This is a genomic window from Chryseobacterium sp. Leaf394 (assembly GCF_001424105.1).
Taxonomy (GTDB): Bacteria; Bacteroidota; Bacteroidia; order Flavobacteriales; family Weeksellaceae; genus Chryseobacterium.
This window is the reverse complement of sequence record NZ_LMQH01000011.1, coordinates 1,419,628-1,441,119: the sequence shown is the minus strand read 5'-3', so window position 1 is coordinate 1,441,119 and position 21,492 is coordinate 1,419,628. Positions and strand designations below refer to the sequence as shown.

General features: G+C 37.1%; 26 protein-coding genes. 11 read left to right on the top strand and 15 right to left on the bottom strand.

Annotated elements, in window-relative coordinates; translation table 11 throughout:
- The first annotated feature begins 124 nt into the window (after positions 1-124).
- Together ASG21_RS11090 and ccoG are read left to right on the top strand one after the other, a co-directional pair.
- The gene (locus ASG21_RS11090; RefSeq protein WP_347230651.1) at positions 125-796 is read left to right on the top strand and encodes a ferritin-like domain-containing protein; all 672 of its coding nucleotides are present in this window, start codon (positions 125-127) and stop codon (positions 794-796) included.
- A gap of 216 nt (positions 797-1,012) precedes the next feature.
- A complete protein-coding gene (ccoG, locus tag ASG21_RS11085; RefSeq protein ID WP_056079731.1) occupies positions 1,013-2,467 on the top strand; it encodes a cytochrome c oxidase accessory protein CcoG in 1,455 nt (484 codons plus the stop codon).
- 109 nt (positions 2,468-2,576) lie between these two features.
- Here the strand turns inward: ccoG and ASG21_RS11080 are convergent, their stop codons facing one another.
- Positions 2,577-3,185: a hypothetical protein gene (locus tag ASG21_RS11080; protein WP_056079727.1), complete on the bottom strand. Its 609-nt coding sequence runs from the start codon at positions 3,183-3,185 to the stop codon at positions 2,577-2,579.
- 332 nt (positions 3,186-3,517) lie between these two features.
- Between ASG21_RS11080 and ASG21_RS11075 the strand changes: the two genes are divergently transcribed.
- Positions 3,518-3,934: a hypothetical protein gene (locus ASG21_RS11075; RefSeq protein WP_056079724.1), complete on the top strand. Its 417-nt coding sequence runs from the start codon at positions 3,518-3,520 to the stop codon at positions 3,932-3,934.
- A gap of 65 nt (positions 3,935-3,999) precedes the next feature.
- Here the strand turns inward: ASG21_RS11075 and ASG21_RS11070 are convergent, their stop codons facing one another.
- Genes ASG21_RS11070 through ASG21_RS20060 form a run of 7 tightly spaced genes read right to left on the bottom strand, consistent with a single transcriptional unit; the run spans position 4,000 to position 6,259 of the window.
- Positions 4,000-4,185: a hypothetical protein gene (locus ASG21_RS11070; protein ID WP_056079720.1), complete on the bottom strand. Its 186-nt coding sequence runs from the start codon at positions 4,183-4,185 to the stop codon at positions 4,000-4,002.
- A 41-nt stretch (positions 4,186-4,226) separates the two neighbouring features.
- Positions 4,227-4,655 carry a hypothetical protein gene (locus ASG21_RS11065; protein ID WP_056079716.1) on the bottom strand — a complete coding sequence of 143 codons (429 nt, stop codon included), beginning with the start codon at positions 4,653-4,655 and terminating at the stop codon, positions 4,227-4,229.
- 34 nt (positions 4,656-4,689) lie between these two features.
- Complete coding sequence (locus ASG21_RS11060) at positions 4,690-5,022, bottom strand: hypothetical protein (RefSeq protein ID WP_056079713.1); 333 nt, start codon at positions 5,020-5,022, stop codon at positions 4,690-4,692.
- Positions 5,023-5,052: 30 nt separating this feature from the next.
- Complete coding sequence (locus ASG21_RS11055) at positions 5,053-5,322, bottom strand: hypothetical protein (protein WP_056079710.1); 270 nt, start codon at positions 5,320-5,322, stop codon at positions 5,053-5,055.
- A 23-nt stretch (positions 5,323-5,345) separates the two neighbouring features.
- On the bottom strand, positions 5,346-5,579 hold the full coding sequence (locus tag ASG21_RS11050; RefSeq protein WP_128414282.1) for a hypothetical protein: 234 nt from the start codon (positions 5,577-5,579) through the stop codon (positions 5,346-5,348).
- A 13-nt stretch (positions 5,580-5,592) separates the two neighbouring features.
- Complete coding sequence (locus ASG21_RS11045) at positions 5,593-6,057, bottom strand: PA2169 family four-helix-bundle protein (RefSeq protein ID WP_056079704.1); 465 nt, start codon at positions 6,055-6,057, stop codon at positions 5,593-5,595.
- A 31-nt stretch (positions 6,058-6,088) separates the two neighbouring features.
- A complete protein-coding gene (locus ASG21_RS20060; protein ID WP_128414281.1) occupies positions 6,089-6,259 on the bottom strand; it encodes a lmo0937 family membrane protein in 171 nt (56 codons plus the stop codon).
- 150 nt (positions 6,260-6,409) lie between these two features.
- Between ASG21_RS20060 and ASG21_RS11040 the strand changes: the two genes are divergently transcribed.
- Both ASG21_RS11040 and ASG21_RS11035 read left to right on the top strand, forming a co-directional pair.
- A complete protein-coding gene (locus ASG21_RS11040) occupies positions 6,410-6,862 on the top strand; it encodes a PA2169 family four-helix-bundle protein (protein WP_056079701.1) in 453 nt (150 codons plus the stop codon).
- A 93-nt stretch (positions 6,863-6,955) separates the two neighbouring features.
- Complete coding sequence (locus ASG21_RS11035) at positions 6,956-7,408, top strand: hypothetical protein (RefSeq protein WP_056079697.1); 453 nt, start codon at positions 6,956-6,958, stop codon at positions 7,406-7,408.
- 242 nt (positions 7,409-7,650) lie between these two features.
- Here ASG21_RS11035 and ASG21_RS11030 read toward each other — a convergent pair whose 3' ends face one another.
- The 4 genes from ASG21_RS11030 to ASG21_RS11015 all read right to left on the bottom strand — a co-directional run bounded on the left by ASG21_RS11030 (position 7,651) and on the right by ASG21_RS11015 (position 12,432).
- On the bottom strand, positions 7,651-8,910 hold the full coding sequence (locus tag ASG21_RS11030; RefSeq protein WP_056082340.1) for an NAD(P)/FAD-dependent oxidoreductase: 1,260 nt from the start codon (positions 8,908-8,910) through the stop codon (positions 7,651-7,653).
- A gap of 145 nt (positions 8,911-9,055) precedes the next feature.
- Positions 9,056-10,234 (bottom strand): hypothetical protein, encoded by a 1,179-nt coding sequence (locus ASG21_RS11025; protein WP_056079694.1) that lies wholly within the window; start codon positions 10,232-10,234, stop codon positions 9,056-9,058.
- Positions 10,221-11,327 (bottom strand): UDP-galactopyranose mutase, encoded by a 1,107-nt coding sequence (glf, locus tag ASG21_RS11020; protein WP_056079692.1) that lies wholly within the window; start codon positions 11,325-11,327, stop codon positions 10,221-10,223. The genes ASG21_RS11025 and glf overlap by 14 nt, the downstream gene beginning before the upstream one ends.
- Complete coding sequence (locus tag ASG21_RS11015; RefSeq protein ID WP_056079689.1) at positions 11,320-12,432, bottom strand: glycosyltransferase family 1 protein; 1,113 nt, start codon at positions 12,430-12,432, stop codon at positions 11,320-11,322. Before ASG21_RS11015 ends, glf begins: the two co-directional genes overlap by 8 nt.
- Before the next feature lie 228 nt (positions 12,433-12,660).
- Between ASG21_RS11015 and ASG21_RS11010 the strand changes: the two genes are divergently transcribed.
- Positions 12,661-12,894 carry a hypothetical protein gene (locus ASG21_RS11010; RefSeq protein WP_056079686.1) on the top strand — a complete coding sequence of 78 codons (234 nt, stop codon included), beginning with the start codon at positions 12,661-12,663 and terminating at the stop codon, positions 12,892-12,894.
- Positions 12,895-13,234: 340 nt separating this feature from the next.
- Positions 13,235-13,603: a response regulator gene (locus ASG21_RS11005; protein ID WP_056079684.1), complete on the top strand. Its 369-nt coding sequence runs from the start codon at positions 13,235-13,237 to the stop codon at positions 13,601-13,603.
- A gap of 44 nt (positions 13,604-13,647) precedes the next feature.
- On the opposite strand, the gene ASG21_RS11000 is transcribed toward ASG21_RS11005, so the two are convergent.
- A complete protein-coding gene (locus tag ASG21_RS11000; protein ID WP_128414280.1) occupies positions 13,648-14,478 on the bottom strand; it encodes a glycosyltransferase in 831 nt (276 codons plus the stop codon).
- Positions 14,479-14,717: 239 nt separating this feature from the next.
- Here ASG21_RS11000 and ASG21_RS10995 point away from each other — a divergent pair, with 239 nt between their 5' ends.
- The 4 genes from ASG21_RS10995 to ASG21_RS10980 all read left to right on the top strand — a co-directional run bounded on the left by ASG21_RS10995 (position 14,718) and on the right by ASG21_RS10980 (position 19,165).
- Positions 14,718-16,046: an alpha-amylase family glycosyl hydrolase gene (locus ASG21_RS10995; RefSeq protein ID WP_056079681.1), complete on the top strand. Its 1,329-nt coding sequence runs from the start codon at positions 14,718-14,720 to the stop codon at positions 16,044-16,046.
- Between the two features lie 239 nt (positions 16,047-16,285).
- Positions 16,286-16,894: a DUF4142 domain-containing protein gene (locus ASG21_RS10990; RefSeq protein WP_056079679.1), complete on the top strand. Its 609-nt coding sequence runs from the start codon at positions 16,286-16,288 to the stop codon at positions 16,892-16,894.
- 234 nt (positions 16,895-17,128) lie between these two features.
- Positions 17,129-18,259 (top strand): serine hydrolase, encoded by a 1,131-nt coding sequence (locus tag ASG21_RS10985; protein ID WP_056079677.1) that lies wholly within the window; start codon positions 17,129-17,131, stop codon positions 18,257-18,259.
- A 225-nt stretch (positions 18,260-18,484) separates the two neighbouring features.
- Positions 18,485-19,165 (top strand): YetF domain-containing protein, encoded by a 681-nt coding sequence (locus tag ASG21_RS10980; protein WP_056079674.1) that lies wholly within the window; start codon positions 18,485-18,487, stop codon positions 19,163-19,165.
- Positions 19,166-19,351: 186 nt separating this feature from the next.
- Here ASG21_RS10980 and ASG21_RS10975 read toward each other — a convergent pair whose 3' ends face one another.
- Both ASG21_RS10975 and ASG21_RS10970 read right to left on the bottom strand, forming a co-directional pair.
- Entirely contained in the window at positions 19,352-20,740 is a 1,389-nt protein-coding gene (locus tag ASG21_RS10975; protein ID WP_056079671.1) for a DASH family cryptochrome, read from the bottom strand.
- 223 nt (positions 20,741-20,963) lie between these two features.
- Positions 20,964-21,473 (bottom strand): DUF2911 domain-containing protein, encoded by a 510-nt coding sequence (locus ASG21_RS10970; RefSeq protein ID WP_056079668.1) that lies wholly within the window; start codon positions 21,471-21,473, stop codon positions 20,964-20,966.
- Positions 21,474-21,492: the final 19 nt, after the last annotated feature.

Below are 21,492 nucleotides of genomic sequence, written 5' to 3'. Positions count from 1 at the left end.
AATATTTAAATAGCTTCTAAACATCAGTAACGCTGAATTTTACTACCACAATCATTTATTTTATTTGCCTATGGTCTGGTAATTGTAACCTGAGATATAACAAAACCAATCAAATTTTTAATATATGGAAACCAAAAGAGCTACAGCTACTAAAAGTACTGGCAAGAAAATCTCGGCTTCAACATCTAAAGCTTCACCAAAAGCGACATCCAAGTCGTCAGCAAAAATGACTGGAAAATCTTCTACAAAATCAACAGCTAAAACAGCTGCAAAATCATCTGAGAAAATACCTGCAAAACAGGATTCAGCAAAAAATCTGAGCGACCTGTTTGAAGATTCACTGAAAGACATTTACTGGGCTGAAAAAGCACTTTCTAAAGCACTTCCTAAAATGCAGAAAAACGCAACAGATACAAAACTGAAGCAGGCCTTAGGCGAGCATCTTGAGGAGACAAAAGAGCAGGTAAAAAGACTTGAAGCATGCTTCAAAGCATTAAAGAAAAAAGCAGAAGCTAAAAAATGTGATGCAATGCAGGGGCTTTTGGATGAAGGTACCGGCATCATGGAAGAAACAAAGCCGGGAGCTGTGCGTGATGCAGGAATTATTGCTGCTGCTCAAAAAGTGGAGCACTATGAAATTGCGACTTACGGAACGCTAGCTGCATATGCCAAGATTCTTAAGGAAAAAGAATGCCTCAAGCATCTTCTGTTGACTTTGGATGAAGAAAAAAACTGTAACGATCTACTCTCAAAAATCGCAGATACCAATCTCAATTCCAAAGCGATCAATGCTTAAATTTCTAAATAAATCAGACCCGGAGACGGGTCTTTTTTTTGTCCTGTAATTAAAAGAAATCGTAATTAAAGTGATTGTTGTGATTGCAGTCATAAGTTTAAAAATATCAATAATTTACAGGAAATTATCCCGCTCTTTGGTCTTATAGTTGTAATTGATATAAGACTGTAATTTCGCTTCTGAAATTATATCTGTTACCAAAAAAAGAAATTAACTATGGCGTCAAATGAAAATGAGCAAATCCGTGGCGGACAGGGTCAGGTACTGGATCCTGAAACCTACCGGGATTCGATAGGAACAATGGAACAGTCTGGTAAAAGAAAATGGATCTTTCCTAAAAGACCAAAAGGAAAATTTACGAACTACCGGACAATTGTTGCTTACATTCTCCTCGCAATTTATCTTGCAGTACCTTTTATAAGAATTAACGGCAACCCTTTTCTGTTACTGAACGTTATCGACAGACAGTTTTTCATCTTTGGTCAGCCCTTTTATCCCCAGGATTTCTTTCTTTTAACTTTAGGAGCGATTGTAGGATTGATCTGCATCATTATTTTTACCATAGCATTCGGAAGAATTTTTTGTGGCTGGATCTGCCCTCAAACCATTTTTCTTGAAAGTGTTTTCAGAAAGATAGAATTTGCTATCGAAGGTGACCGTAATAAGCAGATGAAGCTGGATCGGCAGGAATGGGATGCAGAAAAAATATGGAAGAGATCCCTTAAATGGAGCATCTTTTTTATACTTTCACTCATATTCACTCATTTTATGATGATGGTGATTGTAGGTTATGAAGAAGTTTTTAAAACTGTTGCAGAAGGACCACTCGCCCATCCTACCAATTTTATTGTCATTATACTTTTTACGGCAGCATTCTATTTTGTTTTTGCATGGTTCCGTGAGCAGGTCTGCACTTTGGTCTGTCCTTACGGAAGATTACAGGGTGTGTTGATTGATAAAGATACCATCAACGTATTCTATGATTTTAAAAGAGGTGAAAACAGAGCAAAATGGAGAAAAGATGAAGACAGAAAAGCCGCAGGAAAAGGTGACTGTATAGATTGCCATCAGTGCGTGGTGGTTTGTCCTACGGGAATTGATATCCGGGATGGGCAGCAGCTGGAATGCGTCAACTGTACCGCTTGCATCGATGCCTGTGATGAAGTCATGGTGAAAGTAGGCCTGCCTAAAGGTTTGATAAGATACGCATCTGAAACAGAAATTGAGACAGGTATTCCGACACGTTTTACCGGAAGAATGAAAATTTTCATGGTCGTGCTTATTGCTTTACAGCTTTTCTTAGGATTTTTACTTTACAGCCGTGGAGATATGGAGGCTAAATTCATCAAACCTACAGGAAGTACGTTTTTTGTGAGAGATGGTCTTATTACCAATACCTACAACTACACATTTCTAAATAAATCTAATGATAAAAAAGTGGTAACGATAAAAGTAATTGAGCCTGCACACGGTGAAATTATTTTCAGCGGATCTGGCAATATTTCTATACCTAAAGATAAAATATCAAAGGGTACAATCAACATCACTTTTCCGGAGAAGGAGATGAATCTTTCGAAACAGAATATAATCATCGGAGTTTACGATCTGAAAGGAAATCTTGTGGATTCATATGATACCTATTTTGAAGGACCGTTTAAACTTCAATTCTAAAACATCAACTCAAAAGAAGGAGTAGCTTAAAAAAACTGCTCCTTTTTTATGTCCTGCTCCGGAATTATTTCCAGGATCTTGTCAATATAAAAATTTTAAATTCATTAGATTATTCGTTCTCACCTTTAAGCATTCCTTCTGCAAGGCATTCCCATTGAATCTTAGATAGTCCAAAAATTCCTCCGATAGCAATCATTACGTTTCGTGCAGAATTGATAAAACCAGATTTCAAATTTGGAGATTCATTTCTTCCGTAAACAGCTGCCATCAGCATATCTCCATTTCTTTCAATAACAAAAGTGGAGGTTGATTTGTCGCAATAGAAATGTGCAATCTTTTTGCTGTTGAATTTTACAGGATCCGGAGAAGGTCTGCACTGAATCAAAAGCCGGTTTGGCGAATCAAAATCTATTTTGTCGATGACAGTCCAGTCAAATGAACGCCCTTCTGTACCACCGGGACCGGGAATATCAATTCTGATGTAATCACCTTCCTGAGGCAGACGTTCCACGATATTTCCGTTCAGATTGCAAAGCTTAAAATCTGCTCTGCTTTCAGGGCAGTACTCTTTCCACTGATTAATGCTGAAGAACCGCTCTTTAAGATGATGAAACCGCATTTCAACATCTTCTTCAGTTTCTGATTTCTGGAAACTTTCGGAATCATGAAAGCCGCCTTTCACCTGTTTTGGAACTCCCGGAATATTTTTAGGTTTCATCTTTTCAGTTTTGGTTTAGTTGAGAAAAAATCACTATTAGAATACTATTTTCTAAACGAAAAATTAATTTCTGTCATTATTTCAAAGATAGTCTTTAAACTCCGAAAAAAGTATGATTGCTGTCACAAGAAAATGCATTTTGAATCTAATTCATTTAGCAAAAAAATAAAATTTTCGTCCTGTCAAAAAATATCAGACTGAACGAATTGAATTTGTTTTAAGTTCCATTAAATTAAATCATTTACAGCAGAAGAGCCTTAGTTTTGGTACCATTCTTGACTGATTTACAGTAAGAAATTCTTCTTTAAATTAAAATCCAAAACAAAAATATTATGCTAAAAAAAATGATCGCAGGACTCGGAGGAGCAATTGCCCTCAACCTGTTACACGAAATCGTTAGAAAAACCTGTAAAGATGTACCCCACATCAACGAACTGGGTGAAGAAGCACTCAGTAAAATGACAGACAGAACAGCACTTGAAATAAACAATCCTAACCAGCTTTATGCCGCTACACTCGCAGGTGATGTTATAAGCAACGCAGTTTATTACGCGACTACAGCAACAACCCATAATCTCGCAAGTGGTCTTTTGGCAGGTGTCGGAGCCATTGCGTTACCCCAAAAGTTAGGACTTGATCCTGATCCGGTAGCAAGCACCAATAAAAAGAAAATTATGACTGTGGGATATTATCTTTTCGGGGCAATTGTCACCAAACTGATTTATGATCAGATTAAAGATAACGAATAGATAAAAACAGTAAGGCATCATCTGATAAACATGATGCCTTTAAATTTTTTCTGAAATCTGTAAATCTAACTTTCGTCTTTTGTGTTCTGCACAAGACCGATTCCTGCAAAAAAGAAGATCAGACCAATCACGCCTACTACAGCCATATTGGTGTATGCCTCACTTTTCTGCATCAATTGATAACCTGTGTACAGTAATCCTGCAATTCCCAGAACCGTAAGAATGGTTCCAAATGTTCTTTTAACGTTCATAATAGTTTATTTAGTTTTTATTTCTCAAAAGTCATTCCAATCTATGCGAAGTAGGTTGACCTGGATACAGAATTCAAAGTCTGAAGAAGTTTTCTGAATTCTCTGGTATATTTTTGACTTGTAGAATCGCCGGTTTGTGAAGGATACTCTTCATATCCGAAAAAATAATAATGTTTCTGTTCGTTATTGATTTTCATTTCCAGCTCCCATTCTTTTCCTTCAAAGATGTCGTTGTTGCTGTAATTTTCTTTCCATTCCCGGATACCGATTTCTTCAAAGGTGGAGATCAGTTCCTGCTCGCTGATTTTTGAGAATTTTTTATCAGGATTCTGAAGGATTTCTTTAAAATATCCAAAATATTCGCTGATGTAAACAAAGCCTTTGTCAATAATGAGTTCGGCGCTTTTGCCATTGGCATTTCCTAAAAAGAAACGCAGGAAGTCAATTTTTTCTATAGGTGTGGTGAACATTATTTTCTAATTTTTTTGTAGTGAATTTTGTAATTTAAACTGAAACTGACTTTAATTGTGGGATATCGGTGCTTTCACTGCTGTCTGATGTTTTATCTGACGCACTAACACGTCTTAAAGAACGCATCAGTATTGATATGCACCATGATCTCAGTTGAGAATTATCTCCATTAAATTTGTCTAAATCTTTCCAGATATTGGTAAATGTAAGAATCATCATTTCATTGGCAAGTTCTTCATCGCCAAGACACTGCAGAGCCATACCGTAAAACTGGCTGTTGAACTCAGCATACAGAAAGTCGAAAGTTTCCCGGTCTTTCTTTCTGAGCAGCGTGCAGCAATTGAATTTGTTGTCTGAAGAAGCCATATTTAGTATCAATAATAATTAAAAGGTCAGTTAGTCTGTATATTTACTGTCGGCGTGAACACTGATCTTACCATCGTAATAGTAGATTGCAACTTCAACAGCTTTCTCAAAATCTATCTCATGAAATTTTTCTTCAGGATCTTTTACATCACGCTGCGAAATCTGTACTCCGAAAGGATTATTCTGTACTTCAGAAATCATGCCTTTTACAGTTTCTTTCTTCGGATATTTTACAGTGACGCTTTCAATACGTTCGGAAGCAGCGGTGATTTCGTCTTTCAGTAGGTCGTTTATTTCCATGCTGATTATTTTCTATTTAAATTTTAGCACTCCTGATCTTCTTTTCTGATACTTACAATCTGATAATCGTCTGAAGAGGCAAACTCTTTACACGTATCATCATTACAACTGTCAGGATTCTTCAGGTAATGATCAATAAAGTCAACACTTTCTTTGGTATCTGCAGGAGATATCAGGACGTGGTATAAATTCAGCACCGAATCATCTGCATTTTTTATCGATTCTTTTTTCTGTTTTAAGGCTTCTTCAAACTTCATAATTCCTGTTGTTTTAGTCTTTGTTTTTTCTGTAATCAAGAATTTCGGTAAACTGTTTGTGAGACTGTTTCAGATGATAAAGATGATCTTCAAGAACTGATCTTGTTTCTGAGGAATAAACTTCTTCCTCAAGTGCTTTTTCATAAGCCTTGCAGGCTGCATCTTCTTCCGAAATCACACTTTCCAGAGTAGAATTCACTGAATCAATATTGAAGGCACTTTTAATGTCAATCCATGTGCTGTGAATGTTTCCACGGACTGAGGATGATTCATCGTTGATTTCAGAATCGTTTTCTCGCAGGATGTTGATCAGTTCATTCTTCATCACTTTGGTATGGGAAATCATTTTGTCGTATTCAGATTTAATATCCGGATAACTTTCCCAGATCTGACCTTCTACTTTTCCAAAGGCTGAAATCCTGTCGTTGGTAATTTGGATGAGGTCTTTCAGGATAGCCTGAGTTTCGTTTGTTTCCATGATTTATAATTTTGTGAATTGGTGTATTAAATTAATCTAAAGGTCTTCTTCCTGTGAAGAGGTTGATGATTATTACGATGACAGCAATAACAAGTAATACATGAACGAGGCTTCCTGTATCTAACCCGGGTACGATACCAAGCATTCCTAAAACCCAGACCACGATGCAAATAACGGCTACAAGCCAAAGAATGCTTCTCATAATATTTTCTTTTTAGTGTGTGTACATTCCTAAATACAATTAGTCTGCCCTTTTTTAAATGGAAAAAAACTTTAGGTACCACATGTGCTCTAAGTTGGTTTTTGGGCATCATTATTGTAAATTGATGAGTACCAAAAAAAATATAACAATATGGACAACAGCAAAACAGTTTCAGTATTAAACGATCTACTGACAATTACCAACGACAGAATTCAGGGATTTTCTAAAGTAGAAGACAAAGTGTGGGAAGGATATCCTCACCTGCGTGCCGATTATGACAACATGGTTGCACAGTCTGCTACAATGAAAAATGAACTATCTGGTCTTATTACTGAGCGCGGCGGGGAGCCGGATCAGACAGGTTCTGCAGCAGGATCTATTCACAGAGCCTGGATCGATGTAAAAAATGCATTCTCAGGCGACAATGCTGAAGCAAGTTTAGGAAATGTAGTGTACGGAGAGCAGGCAGCTATCGACGCTTATCAAAGTGCACTGGACAGTGGCGATCTTTGCCCTGAAAGTTCAAGAGTGGTACTCGACCAGCTTCATCATCTGAAAGCTTCACATGATAAATTCAAAAATCTTGAAGATCTGAAAAACTAAAACAATCATCCGCTTCCCTTGGGAGGCGGATTTTTTTATGATCCGAATCATTTTTTGTAAGTAAATTTTTTATTTATTTTTACAAGAAACTACATGCCAAAATTTCTATTATTTATTCTCTTTCATCTTTGTTGTACAGCATCCGGTCAGTTGCTCAATATAAAAAATCTTCAGAATCTGTCGGGATCACCGGGGCATATTATCGATACCAAACTTTCAGCACATTTTGACCTTCTGCATCAGGAGGAAGCCAGCGAGTCTACTGTAAAAGTGTACAGCAATGAGCATCTGGAAGACTCAAAGTTTATGGTGGTGACCGTTTTTCTGAGAAATGAAGGCTGTCACGTACTTTCCATTGTCTCCCATGATGATGAGCAGGTCAGTTCTTTTAAAGATACACTGAATCAGGAAAAATTTAAATCAGAAATAATTCAGGATAAAAATAAAGAAGAGGTCAGCGTGTTTGAAAAAAATAACATTAAAGTTTTAATAAAAAATCCAAACCATTCCTTGGCTGCACATCAGATTGTATGGATGTGCAAATGATTTTGTCTGAAAAAAAAGCTATTTGAAATGATGAGGGATTGAATTTAAAAGGATTTTCAAATTGGTGATTGCAGATTTAATTTTAAACAAAGTTTCTCTGAGGATAATCTGCAGGAATTTTCTGAAATTAAACAACTCAACTTCTCCAAAAAAAACTTTTAAATATTATCAGAACAACTTAATACAGGTGTTTGATAACATTTAAAAGCTTTAAATTTATATCTTCAGGTAATTTTGTAAAATCAATTCTCTTTTCTTGGTTTCATAATCATTCTGATGGATGCGTTGTTGGTAATAAATAACCTGAACCATTCTGCAGCCAGTCTGAACCTGTTTCTAAAACCCGTCAGAGGAATAATGTGAATAAAAAGCCATGTGAACCACGCAAAAATTCCATTGAAAGAAAATTTTGGGAGATCGACGACTGCATTGTATTTCGAAATAATCGCCATACTTCCTTTGTCATTGTATCGGAAAGGTTTCAAAGGATTGTTTTTAGCTTTACTTTTAATGTTTTTACCAAGCAGTTTTGCCTGCTGAATGGCTACCTGAGCAACCTGCGGATGGCCTTTCGGAAATTCGGGATCCGTCATATTAATGCAGATATCGCCGATAGCATAAATATTTTTAAATCCGGAAACCAAATTGTTGGCATCCACAATAATTCTTTTACCTTTTGCCAGAGAAAGTTCGGGAATTCCCTCGATGGTTCTGCCGATAACACCGGAAGACCATATCAAAGTCTGAGTCGGGATTTTTGTACCGTCGGAAAGTATTACCTGCTGTTCCACATAATCCTTCACCGAAACATTCAGTTTAATATTAACACCCAGCTTTTTAAGGTTGTCGTACGCTGTTTTCTTTGCAGTATCACTCATGTTTGATAAAACTGAAGGTAAAGCATCTACGAGATACAGGTTGGAGTGACCAAATGCGATATCCGGATAATCTTTTTCTGCGATGTAGCCGGCCATTTCAGCAATCATTCCTGCCAGCTCGACACCGGTTGGGCCGCCTCCTGCAATTACGATGTTGATCAGGCTTTGTACACTGTCATTTTTAGCATTTCGTGATGCCGTTTCCAGATTTTGAAGAATATGATTCCGGATGTACAGTGCTTCATCAATCGTTTTCATGGGAAGTGCGTGCTTCCGGACGTTTTCAAGGCCAAAAAAATTGGTTTCCGTACCGAGTGCAAGTACGAGTTCGTCATAATGCAAAGTTCCTTCGTCTGTGACAATTTTATTTTCTTCAGGCACTACCCTTTCGAGGCTTGCCATGTAAAGGGAAACATTTGAATATTTCGAAAACAGTTTTCTGAAAGGGTAAGATATATGAGAAGGCTCTATAAATGCTGTGGCTACCTGATAAATAAGCGGAGGAAAAAAATGGTAATTATTTCTGTCAACCAATGTGATTCTGAATCTGTCGTCGTCACCGATTGTTTTTATAAGATTTAATCCGGCGAAACCGCCTCCGACAATTACAATATGCTTTTCCATAAAAAAGATTTCTGTTGTTTTGTTGTGAACCAATATCACACCAAATAAGGAAAAAAAACTGTTTTTAAGCAATAAAAATTTCCATGAAAAATTATTGTGCTTTGTCCTGAATGAAGCGTTTTCAGGATTTTTTTTACTTTTTAAATTAAATTGAAACTGAAATGGAATTAAGCTGAGTTTTAAATGATTTTATTGCTTCAAAACTGTCATGGTCAACCACTCTTTTTAATGAAACTCCGTCAAAAATATCCCAAATTCCGCTGTGATGCCAGTCGCTGAGATCATCCCAGTCAGGACGGTCAACTACAGGATAAAAACAGCAGCCGAAAAGTGGAATTCCCTTTTGCAGAAGATAAAGGCTTTCTTTTGTGACAGACCGGATCCACTTAGCACGGTCTTCTCCGGGATGGCTCGTCTCTGAAATAACCAAAGGTCTTCCGTAACGTATGAAAACGCTTTCAAGCAAGTCGTGAAGAGGTCTGTACTGCGGATGAGGTGGTTCTTCTGCCCAGGGCAAAAACTCATTGTTTTCATTAAACCACTGGTTGTTATAGTAAAAATTGACACCGATGATATCAAGATATTCAGGCTTGCCTCCCAATTCAGGACACATTCTTCCGGATAAAATATCGTGCACCTGAAATTGCTCAAAATGTTTTTCTTCTGCAGCCAGTACAGAAAACTCATCACCTGGCTTGTTACTCACAATACTGATCAAAGGTTCCGTTATCATAATTCTGACAGACGGATCCACAATTTTCATCATTTCAATGCCTTCGATGTATGCTTTCATCAGATTGTATTTCACTTCCCAACCCTGCCCTGTGCAGTAAGGCGAAGTTCCCCGTACATCCCCGCCAAGCCAGGAAATAAAACTGACTTCGTTGATTGGAGTGATGATTAAAGAACCGTCAGGAACAAGACTTCTGTATCTGATCACAAATTCCCTGCAGAGATGGCTGAATCTTCTTGCAAACATTGGATGAAGCGGCGTAAGATCGTCGGGATATCCAAAATGACAGATGTCCCAGACAATCTGGATGTTTTTATTTTTTGAAATTTCAATAAGCCTTTCCACTTCAGACCAGTCGTAATGATACGGCTTGGTTTCCACTGCATTCCAGCGGATTCCTTCACGTACTGTTTTTATGCCGAGCTGATGTAAATGATCATAATCTTCTTCCAGATAAATGTCGTGACCGGAAGTTTTATACAGATCTACCCGCTCTCCAAACGCATTCTGATGGTCTGCACATTCATATCCGCCCATCAGAAAACTGCTGAACGGATTGATGTTGGAATCATTAAATTCATTGCTGAACATACTCTTCCTTATTTTTTATTTTTTTGAAGAGAGCTAAAGACTGTGCTACAACCTGATCCATATTGTAATACTTGTAGGTTCCCAAACGTCCCGTAAACAAGACATCGGGATGTTCTTCGGCAAGTTTTTTATACTGATTGTAAATTTCCTGATTCTGTTTTCTCGGAATCGGATAATACGGATCACCTTCTGCCGTCGGATATTCGTAAACGATGGTAGTTTTATCGTTTTTCTGTCCTGTCAGGAATTTAAATTCTGTAATCCTTGTATATAAATTTGACGTTGGAAAATTTACAGTTCCTGTTGACTGGTAATTGTCCTGATTTAAAGTTTCAAATTTAAAATCGATAGAACGGTAAGGAAGTTTACCAAAGCAGTAATCAAAGTAACTGTCGATGGGACCGGTGTAAATCAGCTTTTTAAAAGGGATAATATCCAGAATGTCCTGATAATCTGTCTGAAGCATGATGCTGATGTTTTTGTGAGACAGCATTTTTTTAAACATTTCAGTATATCCGTTTTTCGGCATTGCCTGAAAACTGTCTGTGAAATAGCGGTCGTCCTTATTGGTTCTTGTCGGCACACGCGCCGTCACGGAAGCATCGAGCTCAGAAGGATCAAGATCCCACTGTTTTTTGGTGTAGCCTTTAAAGAATTTTTCATACAGTTCTTTTCCTACCACATTCAGAACAACATCTTCGGAAGTAAGAATTGGATTTCTTTTTTCTGCCTTTGATGCAAGAAAATCTGTCACTTCATCTGAAGTGAGATCTTTGCCATAAAGTTCATTTATCGTAGTTAAATTAATGGGAATGGGTACCAAAAGACCGTCCACACTGCCTAAAACACGGTGTTCATAAGGTCTCCATTCTGTAAATTTTCCTAAATATTTAAATACATCTTCAGAATTGGTGTGGAAAATATGCGGACCATATTTATGAATCAGAATTCCTTCTTCATTATAATAGTCATAGGCATTTCCGGCAATGTGATTGCGCTTGTCAACGATTAAGATTTTTTTTCCTTCCTCTGCCAGGCGTTCTGCCAATACTGCTCCGGCAAATCCGCATCCTACTATCAAAAAATCATACATGGTTGGTCTGTTTTACTTTTTTAGTTATTTCAATTTTGTTGATCAGAGCATTCATTCTGTCGAAAGTATGATCCCATGACTCGTCTTCAAGAAAATCATCTACCGAACGCTGCCAGTGATCCCTGTCGGGATCGGTCATAATATTTTCCGCAGCTGAGATAAATGAGTCTGCATCATCAACAATCAGCACCAGTCCGGCATTACCATAAGGCTGCACAACGTCTTTGATTGCTGTGGAAATCACTGGTTTGCCTGCCGCCAGATACTCCGGAGTTTTTGTCGGGCTGATAAATTCTGTAGATTCATTGAGTGCAAACAAAATCAGGGCAATATCCCAATGCGCAATATAAGAAGGAAGGTCAGAATAATTTTTAGGGCCTAAATAATGAATGTTTTCTGCCCTTGGCAAATCATCGTGACTTATTTTTACAACAGGACCAATGATTACAAACTGCCAGTCCGGACGTTCCTGTGATACATTTCTGAGCAATTCTATATCAAATCTTTCATCCACAACACCGAAAAATCCCATTCTTGGATATCCAATCGATGACTGATCTTCCGGATCTTCCGGAGAATTTCTTGCTTTCCCAAAATGATCCTTGTCTATGCTGCTGGGCATCGCGTGGATATTGTGATGTCTGTTTTTCTTAGCCTGATAGAGAGAATTTCCTCCCGTGAAAACAACGTCTGCTTTTTTAAACAGATCTTCTTCCAGCTGAAGAAGCTGAGATGGTGCAAATCTGAACGCAGAAAGCTCATCCATAGAATCGTAAATTACCTTTTGAGGTCTGAGCTCATCTGTAAACTGCAAAGCCATCGGTGTATAATACCAGGAGATATACTCTGCAACATCGTATTCTCTGAGAACATGTAAAATAAGATTTTGAATTCTTCGGTTGGTGAAGTCGTCATAACCGGAAATAATGAGCTCTATAATATAGACTCCATCCTGCATATTAACCGTATAACGGTCGGAATCTCCCTGTTTTGGCTCTTCAAAATAGAACACCTGATACTGTTTTGCGAATCTTGTAAGCAGGTGTTGTGGTCTTTGGTAGACAAAGTTCCACGATAAGTGACTGAAACATAGTAAATACTTCATTTTTTATTGGTGTGGTTTAATTATGAACAATTTAACGCAAGTTATCTCTAATTATTATGATTGTAATCATACATTTAAAATATTAAAAATTTAAAAATTTTGGCGTGGTTTTAGTGAAATGTTTTCAAAGGTATAATATAGAATAAAATTAATCTGATCGAAATTCTGACAGAGCGATAATTAATTTATTCATTTAAGTAATTTCATTAAAACCTAAAACAAGCGAATATGGCAACAATAGAATTTAAAAAAGAAGATTTTGTAAAAAATGAATCCGGCGATTATCAGATTGAATACAAGATCGACGAAATCGGTCAGGGCAGCAACCTCATTGTTGAAGAAAAAAGCAATGACGGAAAATATGAAGTTGTGCAGGTACCCATCAGACGTCAGAACGAAAGCATGTATATCTGTTTCTCGCAACCTGCAGACGGAAGACTAATATTTGAAAAATATGATTAAAAATTATCAAAAATGTGATTCAAACCACATTTTAGTCAATATGCATTCTATAAATTTGTTGTAAGATAATTCGTAGAAGTAAAACGAACCTTATTTTCATCATTTGTGTTTTTAGCCTTCCCAATTGGGAAGGTTTTTTTTGTTAAATATTCTGCGAAAATTGAGAGTTTTAAATTTATAAACATTATTTAATTGAGATTAAGTTGAATGTAAATAAATTTAAAAAATCCTCTGATCATCTCTTTTAACCGTCAAAATTTCTATTCGAAAAATATATTTCTATTCACTGTCAGAAGAAAAGGTCTGAATTTTGCTTCGAAATATCAAAATTTAATTTAAAATGTCTTCTGCCTCACAAATTCTCGTCCTTGATGACAGTCCCGCAATTGTAGATTCACTTGAACTCATGATGGAACTGGAAGGACTTTCGGTTTCTAAATTTTATAAGGGCTCAGATATGCTCGATGCATTGAATGTAAAAGAGAAACCCAATGTTATTTTAATGGATATGTGGCTTTCCGGCGAAGACGGCAGGGATATCTGCAGACACATCAGGGGTGATGAGCAGCTTCGTGATATTCCTGTGGTTATCATGTCTGCGAGCCGCGGTCTTGGGCAGTCGGCTTTAGATGCAGGTGCAAACGATTTCATTGCCAAACCGTTTGACATGGAAGATGTAATAGAAAGGCTCAGAGTATATATAAAATGACCATTTAAATAAATGGTCATTCTGTGTCGGTAATTATTATAATTTTAATTCCTTTTCTGAAGGTATTCTTCGATTTTCTCCTTTGGTATCAAATCCAGAATACTGTTAACGTCAATAATTTTATGTTCTGTGATAATACTTTTCACAGCTTTCGCTGCAGCAGGTTCGGTAACTAACCTTTCTAAAAGTCCGTAAACATTCACCATTTTTTTGTGTGTATTTTCCTCATCACCGCCAAACCATGATCCGTTGAAATGATGGCTCACATAATTCTTCGGCAAATCCTGAGAAAAATATACTGACGGATAAAGAGTGACATCATGCTTCAGATGTTGTACAGTATCACTGTAGCGGTCTGCTCCATATTCCTTTTCAAGCATTTCAGAAAAAATATCAGTATTAATTCTCTCCACAAAACCGTCCTGCCGGTTATAATAATCTGTAAAATCTTTAGCAAGTTGGTGCTTGGGTTCTGCCATCCAGAATGCTGAGTACGGAACGCCCTTCACCTCAAATCCGCAGACTGCTTTTTCATTAAAAAAATCATTAAGTGGAAGTTTGAGCTCCATGTCGGTATCCATATAAATTCCGCCATGGTCATACATTACTTTAGACCGTACATAATCTGAGACGAAAGCCCATTTTTTCTGTGCGAAAGCTTCCTTTACATAATTGTTGTCTTCCAGAGGAGCGTTGGTCTCGTTCCATTCTATAATTTCGCAGTCGGGCTGGATTTTTCTCCATGTTTCGAGACAGTGCTCAGCAAGTTCATCTTTTTTTCCGCCGCCAAACCAGCAATAATGTATTTTTTTTGGAATCATAATTTTGAATATTTGATGTGATTGATATCTGAGCAGCGACCCTGCCCTTTCCATCAAGCCTGCAAAAAATAAACCTTTAACGAAATATTTAATTAAATAAAATACCACTTTACTGAGCTCTGTACTTAATAAGAATGTAATTTTAAGTAACCATAAATATTCACTAAAATTAAAATAAACCTGATAACCAGTTTTGTAGGAAGCTTGCGAAATTAAATGGTACGGTTATTTCTCTTCAAAAAAACAGTTTAAAATTTATCTGAATATATTTTTCAAATTTTCAATAAACCTGTATGATAAAGCCCAACCACTCCCCTCACACACCAAAAAAATACGTAGAAATTACCGCACCTGAATGGGTGAAAAATGCTACACTTTACGAACTCAATATTCGACAGTTTTCTGAAGAAGGCAATTTTAAGCAGATTGAAAAACAGTTGGGGAGGCTGAAAAAAATGGGAATTGACATTATATGGTTAATGCCGGTGCATCCTATCGGTAATATCAACAGAAAAGGGAGCTGGGGAAGTTACTATTCTGTAAAAGATTACTACGGTATTAATTCCGAATTTGGGACTGAAGATGATTTCATCAGTCTGGTTAACGCCATTCACGATCACGGAATGTTTGTGATACTGGATTGGGTTGCCAACCATACAAGCTGGGATAATCAGCTTGTAGATGAGCATCCGGACTGGTACCGAAAGTCGCGTAAAAATACATTTCAGTCTACAAGATGGCGTGATTATGACGATATCATCGAATTTGACTACCGTAACGAAGAATTGCGGAATTACATGACAGACGCCATGAAATATTGGGTAGAAAAATTTGACATTGACGGTTACCGCTGTGATATCGCGAGCTTCGTCCCCATTGATTTCTGGGAAAATGTAAGGGCAGAGCTTGATGAAATCAAACCTGTTTTTATGCTTGCCGAGGCGGAAGATAAAGATCTCCATAAACGCTCATTCGATGCAACCTACAACTGGACGTTGTGGAATATTCTCCACCAGATTGCACGTGAAGAGACAAATGTAAAGACTTTGGCTGAAGCTTATCTTGCAGAGCATGTTTCGATATTTCCGAAAGAGGGAATCCGTATGAATTTTATTGATAATCATGATAAAAATTCATGGGAAGGCGATCAGTACAGCAATTTTGGTGATGCATTAAAAGCTGCTACCGTATTCTCTGTCTTGATGGATGGCATCCCATTGGTCTATAGCGGACAGGAAGCCGGTCTTGACCGTTCTTTAGAATTTTTTGAGAAAGATCCAATAGAATGGAAATCACATGATCTTGAAAGACTGTACACCACTCTCTTTTCCCTTAAACATCAGAATCAGGCACTCTGGAACGGTGCTTTTGGAGGTGAAATGGTTAGAATTATGAATGACAGGATGGATCAGGTGATGTCTTTCGTAAGAGAAAAAAATGGAGATAAAGTTTTGGTATTTATAAATTTAAGTAAAAACCCTGTTATAGCTCAGTTTGATACTTCATTTGATATCAGTGTCTACACCAATCTTTTTGAAGGAAAACTTCAGAGCATTACCGGAACACTCATTCTGGATATGCAGCCATGGGAATATGTGGTTTTGTATCATACAAATGTATAAAGACAGGGTTTAACTGTGTGAGAATTAAAATTGTTTTAAATCCTCTGCCATTGAACTTAACTCAATTTGAACGTCTAAAATAACTTTAAATACAGCTATACGGGTTATTAATTTTAAGATTTATACCACAACTCAGCAATTATTTCGCCGGGCTTAAGATTTTGGCAGGTAAATTGTTAGCACTGCATGAGGTTATTTAAAATTAATAGTAATCTCATCACCTAATTAAATCAAATTATATGAAAAATTCAATTCTCACCATTTTTGCTGTTGCGGCATTAATGTCTTGCAACAAAAAAGAAACTCAAACGACAGACACCGGTATGGACAGCTCTGGTACAGAAATGACCAATGACTCAATGACTACACCGACGGATTCTACAATGACATCGGCAAACACCAATGCTGCAACATTAAATGATCAGGACAAAAAATTTGCTGATGCTGCTGCTATGGGTGGAATGATGGAAGTAATGTTGGGCGATCTTGCCAAAACAAATGGAAGCAGTGCCTCTGTAAAATCTTTGGGTGCTATGATGGCTAAAGATCATGGAATGGCAAATGAAGAACTTAAATCATGGGCAACGACCGCAGGTTATACTCTACCAACAGCCCTTGATGCTGAAAAGCAGAAAATGGTTGATGATATGAAAGCTTTGAAAGGAGCAGAGTTTGACAAAATGTATGCTTCTGCAATGGTGACAGACCATCAGAAAGATATTGCAGAATTTAAAAAACAGGCTTCTTCGGGAATGGATGCGTCTCTAAAAGGATTTGCAGGCAAAACACTTCCAACGCTGGAACATCACCTGATGGAGGCTGAGAAAGTAAAGGCTTCAATGAAATAATCATAATCGGTTTCTGCTGAAACATTCGGCAGCCAGTTAGATATTAATTTAATACACAAAAGGTTTGGCTTAACGGCTGAACCTTTTTTTAATAAAAATAAATTTCCTGAAACAGAAAGACGATGCAGAATTATGAAGGAAACTACTCAAAAGGATAAATGTTTCTAATATTTAATTAAAGGCTCAGTTATTGAATACCGTTTCATATAAAACAGTAAAATTATTTTGCAGGGAATGAAAAAAGTTTGGATCGGATTTCTTGTCGGCGGTTCTGTTGGTGCTTTGATTTATCTCACAGGATTTGGGTATCTGTTTAAGGCCATAGGTAAAAACTTAAAGAAAGGTGCGCTCACTCCCTCAACGGATGATGAAGAAAAGTTTCCGTCCCACGAAGTTTTTACACAAAATCAAAAACCCTGGCAAAAAGACATTTCTTATAATCAACGTATTCTTTCTGAAACTGTTTTAAAGGATTTAAAGAAAACAGGAGCTTCTTCACTTGTGGTTATCCGTAACAGCAAACTTATTCATGAGCAGTACTGGAAAGATCACCATTCTGATTCACTTTTGAATTCATTTTCTATGGCAAAGGGAATGCTTTCGCTTCTTGTGGGTTTTGCAATAGATGATGGTTTGCTCGATTCAGAATATCAGCTGGTTTCTTCAGCGTTTCCGGAGTATGCCGATTGTGAGTATGGAAAATTTCTTACAGTCCGTCATCTAATGACGATGCAGGGCGCATTTGAATGGGACGAAGAGTACAAACATCCATTCGCGGAAAATTCAAAACAATATTTTGTTGGCGATCTTGCTTCGCAGACGCTTAATGTCGGTCTGAAAGAAATGCCAGGTGTAAAGTATGAATATCAGAGTGTTTGTGCACAATTATTAGGATTGATTTTAAGAAAAATTACAGGTCGTGATCTCTCTGCTTATCTTTCAGAAAAGCTTTGGATACCTCTGGAAATGGAATATTCAGCAAAATGGAGCACAGATGACAAAGGAGTTGAAAAAGCCTTTTGCTGTATTCACGCTACAGCAAGAGATTTCGCAAAGATCGGTCAGCTGCTGATGCAAAACGGAGAATGGAACGGAAAGCAGATTCTTTCTGAAGAATTTTGCAGAAAACTCATCACACCAACCAAAGAAAATACAGCTTTCGGCTTTAACCTTTGGATTAACGAAAATCACAGCATTCCTCATTATTTTTTCTACGGATTCTTAGGTCAGTTCATCATCATGATTCCTGACAAAAACATGGTTATTGTAAAGACCGGACTGAACAACAGTTTAGATGTGGACGATAAGAAACGGCCAATGCAGGTCAGGCTTTTAGTTGATGAGATATGCAAAACATTCGGGTAAGTCAACTGCTGTACCTTCCTGTTTAAGCTTCTTCATTTTATTTCTATTCAGAGTTATTTTTCTTAAAAAATGACAGGTTGATTAAAGCTTTTTTAGATTTTAATTAAATACATATACCACAGATGTAAACATAATTCGTTGGTGGCGGGAATTTTGTAATGGTTTGCACATCAAAGCCACAACTTTGTTTTCAGGCTTTTTTATTTAAAATTAAATCACAGCATTTTGGATTGGAATAAAATTTTTATCGGTGATCTCGATTTCAGCTTTGCCATTGAAATTACAGTACGTACATTGATAATGTTCAGTATGGTTCTGCTTATACTGAGGCTTTCTGGCAAAAAAGGAGTCCGCCAGCTTTCGCTTTTCGAGGTGGCAATTATCATTGCTTTAGGCTCTGCCGCAGGAGATCCTATGTTTAATAAAGAATCTTCTATTCTCGCGTCCGTTATTGTTTTTGTTGCGATTATTCTTCTCTATCGACTTATCACATACCTTGCCACCAAAAGTGAAAAATTTGAAAACATTATCGAAGGTGAACCGCTATACGTTATTGAAAATGGCGAATTTGTTTTGGGCGTAAAAAAAGATCACACTTTTGCCAAAGATGAATTTTTTTCTGAAATGAGACAGGAATCCATAGAGCATGTTGGTCAGGTAAAAACTGCTATTCTGGAAACTACCGGCAACATCAGCTTCTATTATTTCAGTGATGATGAGGTCATATACGGACTTCCTATTTTACCTCACGTCTATAAAGAAAAGTTGCAGGTCATAGAGTATTCAGATCACTACGCATGCACGTATTGTGGACATTCACTTTTTCTTGACAAAGGCAAAAACAGATGCAAGCGGTGTGAAAAATCTGAATGGGTAAAAGCTAGTAATGTGTTGCGTTTGACTTAGATTTTTTAAGTGCATCAATCTAAATTCATAACTGCGAATAGTATGGTGAATTCAACACAGACAGGTTTTCGCTAAGATTTATTTCAAGATTAAACAGTGCTTCTCTGTTATTTATGATCTGTATTTTATCTTCCTGATAAGTGCAAATCCGTACATTTAACGTAAATAAAAAGTTGCATCTAAGATTTAAACTTTAAGTTTTTTAATCAAATTTATCGCTCTCTCCCACTTCGGAAAGATTTCAATCGGTTTGGGATAATCCGGAATATCAAATTCCCACGGAATCAGAACTTCAATGTTATTTTTGTCTTTTAATTCCGGAATCCACTCCCGAATAAAATCCTGCGCTTTATACTTATTTGACTGATGGATGGGATTCGTATAGTAAATTTCAAATGCCTGCATGTGCCAGTTCATCCAGTTTGAAGTCACGTCATAGTCGATCAGTTTACTTTCAAAATATGCGGCTCCCCAGGTCCAGTCGATATTCAGGTCGTGAACAAAATAGCTGGCACAGTTCACACGGCCACGGTTACTCATGTAGCCTGTCTCGTTTAACTGGCGCATGTGCGCGTCCACAAACGGAATTCCAGTTTTGCCATCACACCAGCGCTTGAAATTTTTCTTATTATTCTCAAACGGGATTTTTTTATTTTTATAACCTTTCGTTTTAAAAATTTTATCGCCGAATTTCATTCCTTTGAAGGTAAAATAGTCCCGCCACACCAACTCAAAAACGATCCACCAGGTGCTTTGATTTTTTTTCACTTTCTCTTCGTATTTTTTTACCTTTTCAAAAATTTCTCGTGGAGAAATACAGCCTAAAGCAAGGTAGGGAGAAAATTTCGAACTGTAATCCAATCCCTGTGACTGGTTTCTGCTCCATCGGTAGCCCGTTAAAAGTTCAGATTTAAAAGTATAATACTGAAGTCTTTTCAATGCTTGGGTTTCTCCGCCTTCCAAAAGAGGTTTTGCGGCATCATATTCTTTTTTGGTAAAATCAAACTTTGTACAGAATGGGAATTTTGTGCTTTTCACTTTTTTCACGCTTTTCAATTTGGTCGGTGCTTTAATAACTTCTCTGGGCTCCGATTCATTTGCTGCAGGAATTCGATATGCTTTACTTGACAGAGGAATTTTTGAAATTGTAAAAGGAATATCGTCTTTATGATACAGCGTTTTTCCCCAATAAAAATGAAATTTAACTTTAGGCAAAATGTCCTGAATATCTTTAATCAGATTGAGTTCTTCGCTCGCATATTCTTCCTCCGCATAAACATCTGTAATATCATATTTCTTTACCAATTCAGGTAAAAGCTCTGCAGCGGAATCTGAACCTATAATCAAATGTCCACCCACTTTTTCCAAATTTTTCTTTAGATCCACCACGGACTGTTCGATAAATTTGAAACGGTTGATATCCGATTTTTTAAATCCTAAATCCAGTTTTTGAAAATTGCTTTTTTCTAAAGCATAACAGAAAATCAGTTCATCACATTCCTGAACCGCCTTTGTCAAGGCTTCGTTGTCATGAAGTCTTAAATCATTTTTAAACCAAACCAATCCTGTTTTCATAGCAGTTTTTTTTTAATGATAACAAATTCAGAACCTTTTTTGAGCGGTAAACTGCTTTTTACTTATAAGTTGGAAACTGTCTGATTCTATTTTCTTTTCACAAAATCTAAATTTACTTTCAGTTTAGGCATTTAAATTTAAAGACAATCAAAATGAATTCTATTTTGATTTTTAAACAAAAAAAATCCCGCATCAACGGGATTTAAATTTCTTAAACTAAGAATTATTTTATTTCAACCGGAACCGAGATTTTATCCCAATCCATTGTGAATCCATTGCTGTTAACTTTATAAACCAAAGATTCCTGTGCTGTTTTTAGAGCTTTTGTTTTAACATCTACACGCAAAGCATCTTTAGATTCTTCGTATTTGTAAGCGCCCCACTGTTTTGACTCTTTGTTGAAAACCGCAGTCCATGTTCCGGATGCTTTTGGAACCAAGAAAAAACTGTATTTACCGGCAGGAAGTTTTTTACCCTGAACAGTAATATCTTTACTGGTTTCGAAAGTGGTGGCATCATTTGCTCCCGCACGCCAAACTTTATCATAAGGTACCAAATCACCCCAGATTGTACGCCCTTTCACAGACGGACTGTTATAGGCAATTGTAATATTGGCATCTTTAACTTTTCCGGTAGCCGTCATTGGCGGGCTGGCGGGCTTTTTAGTTTCCTGAGCAAATGCATTGACTGAAATCGTCATTGCAGCTAAAACCATGGTAGCAGATTTAATCATTGCTTTCTTAATATTTTTA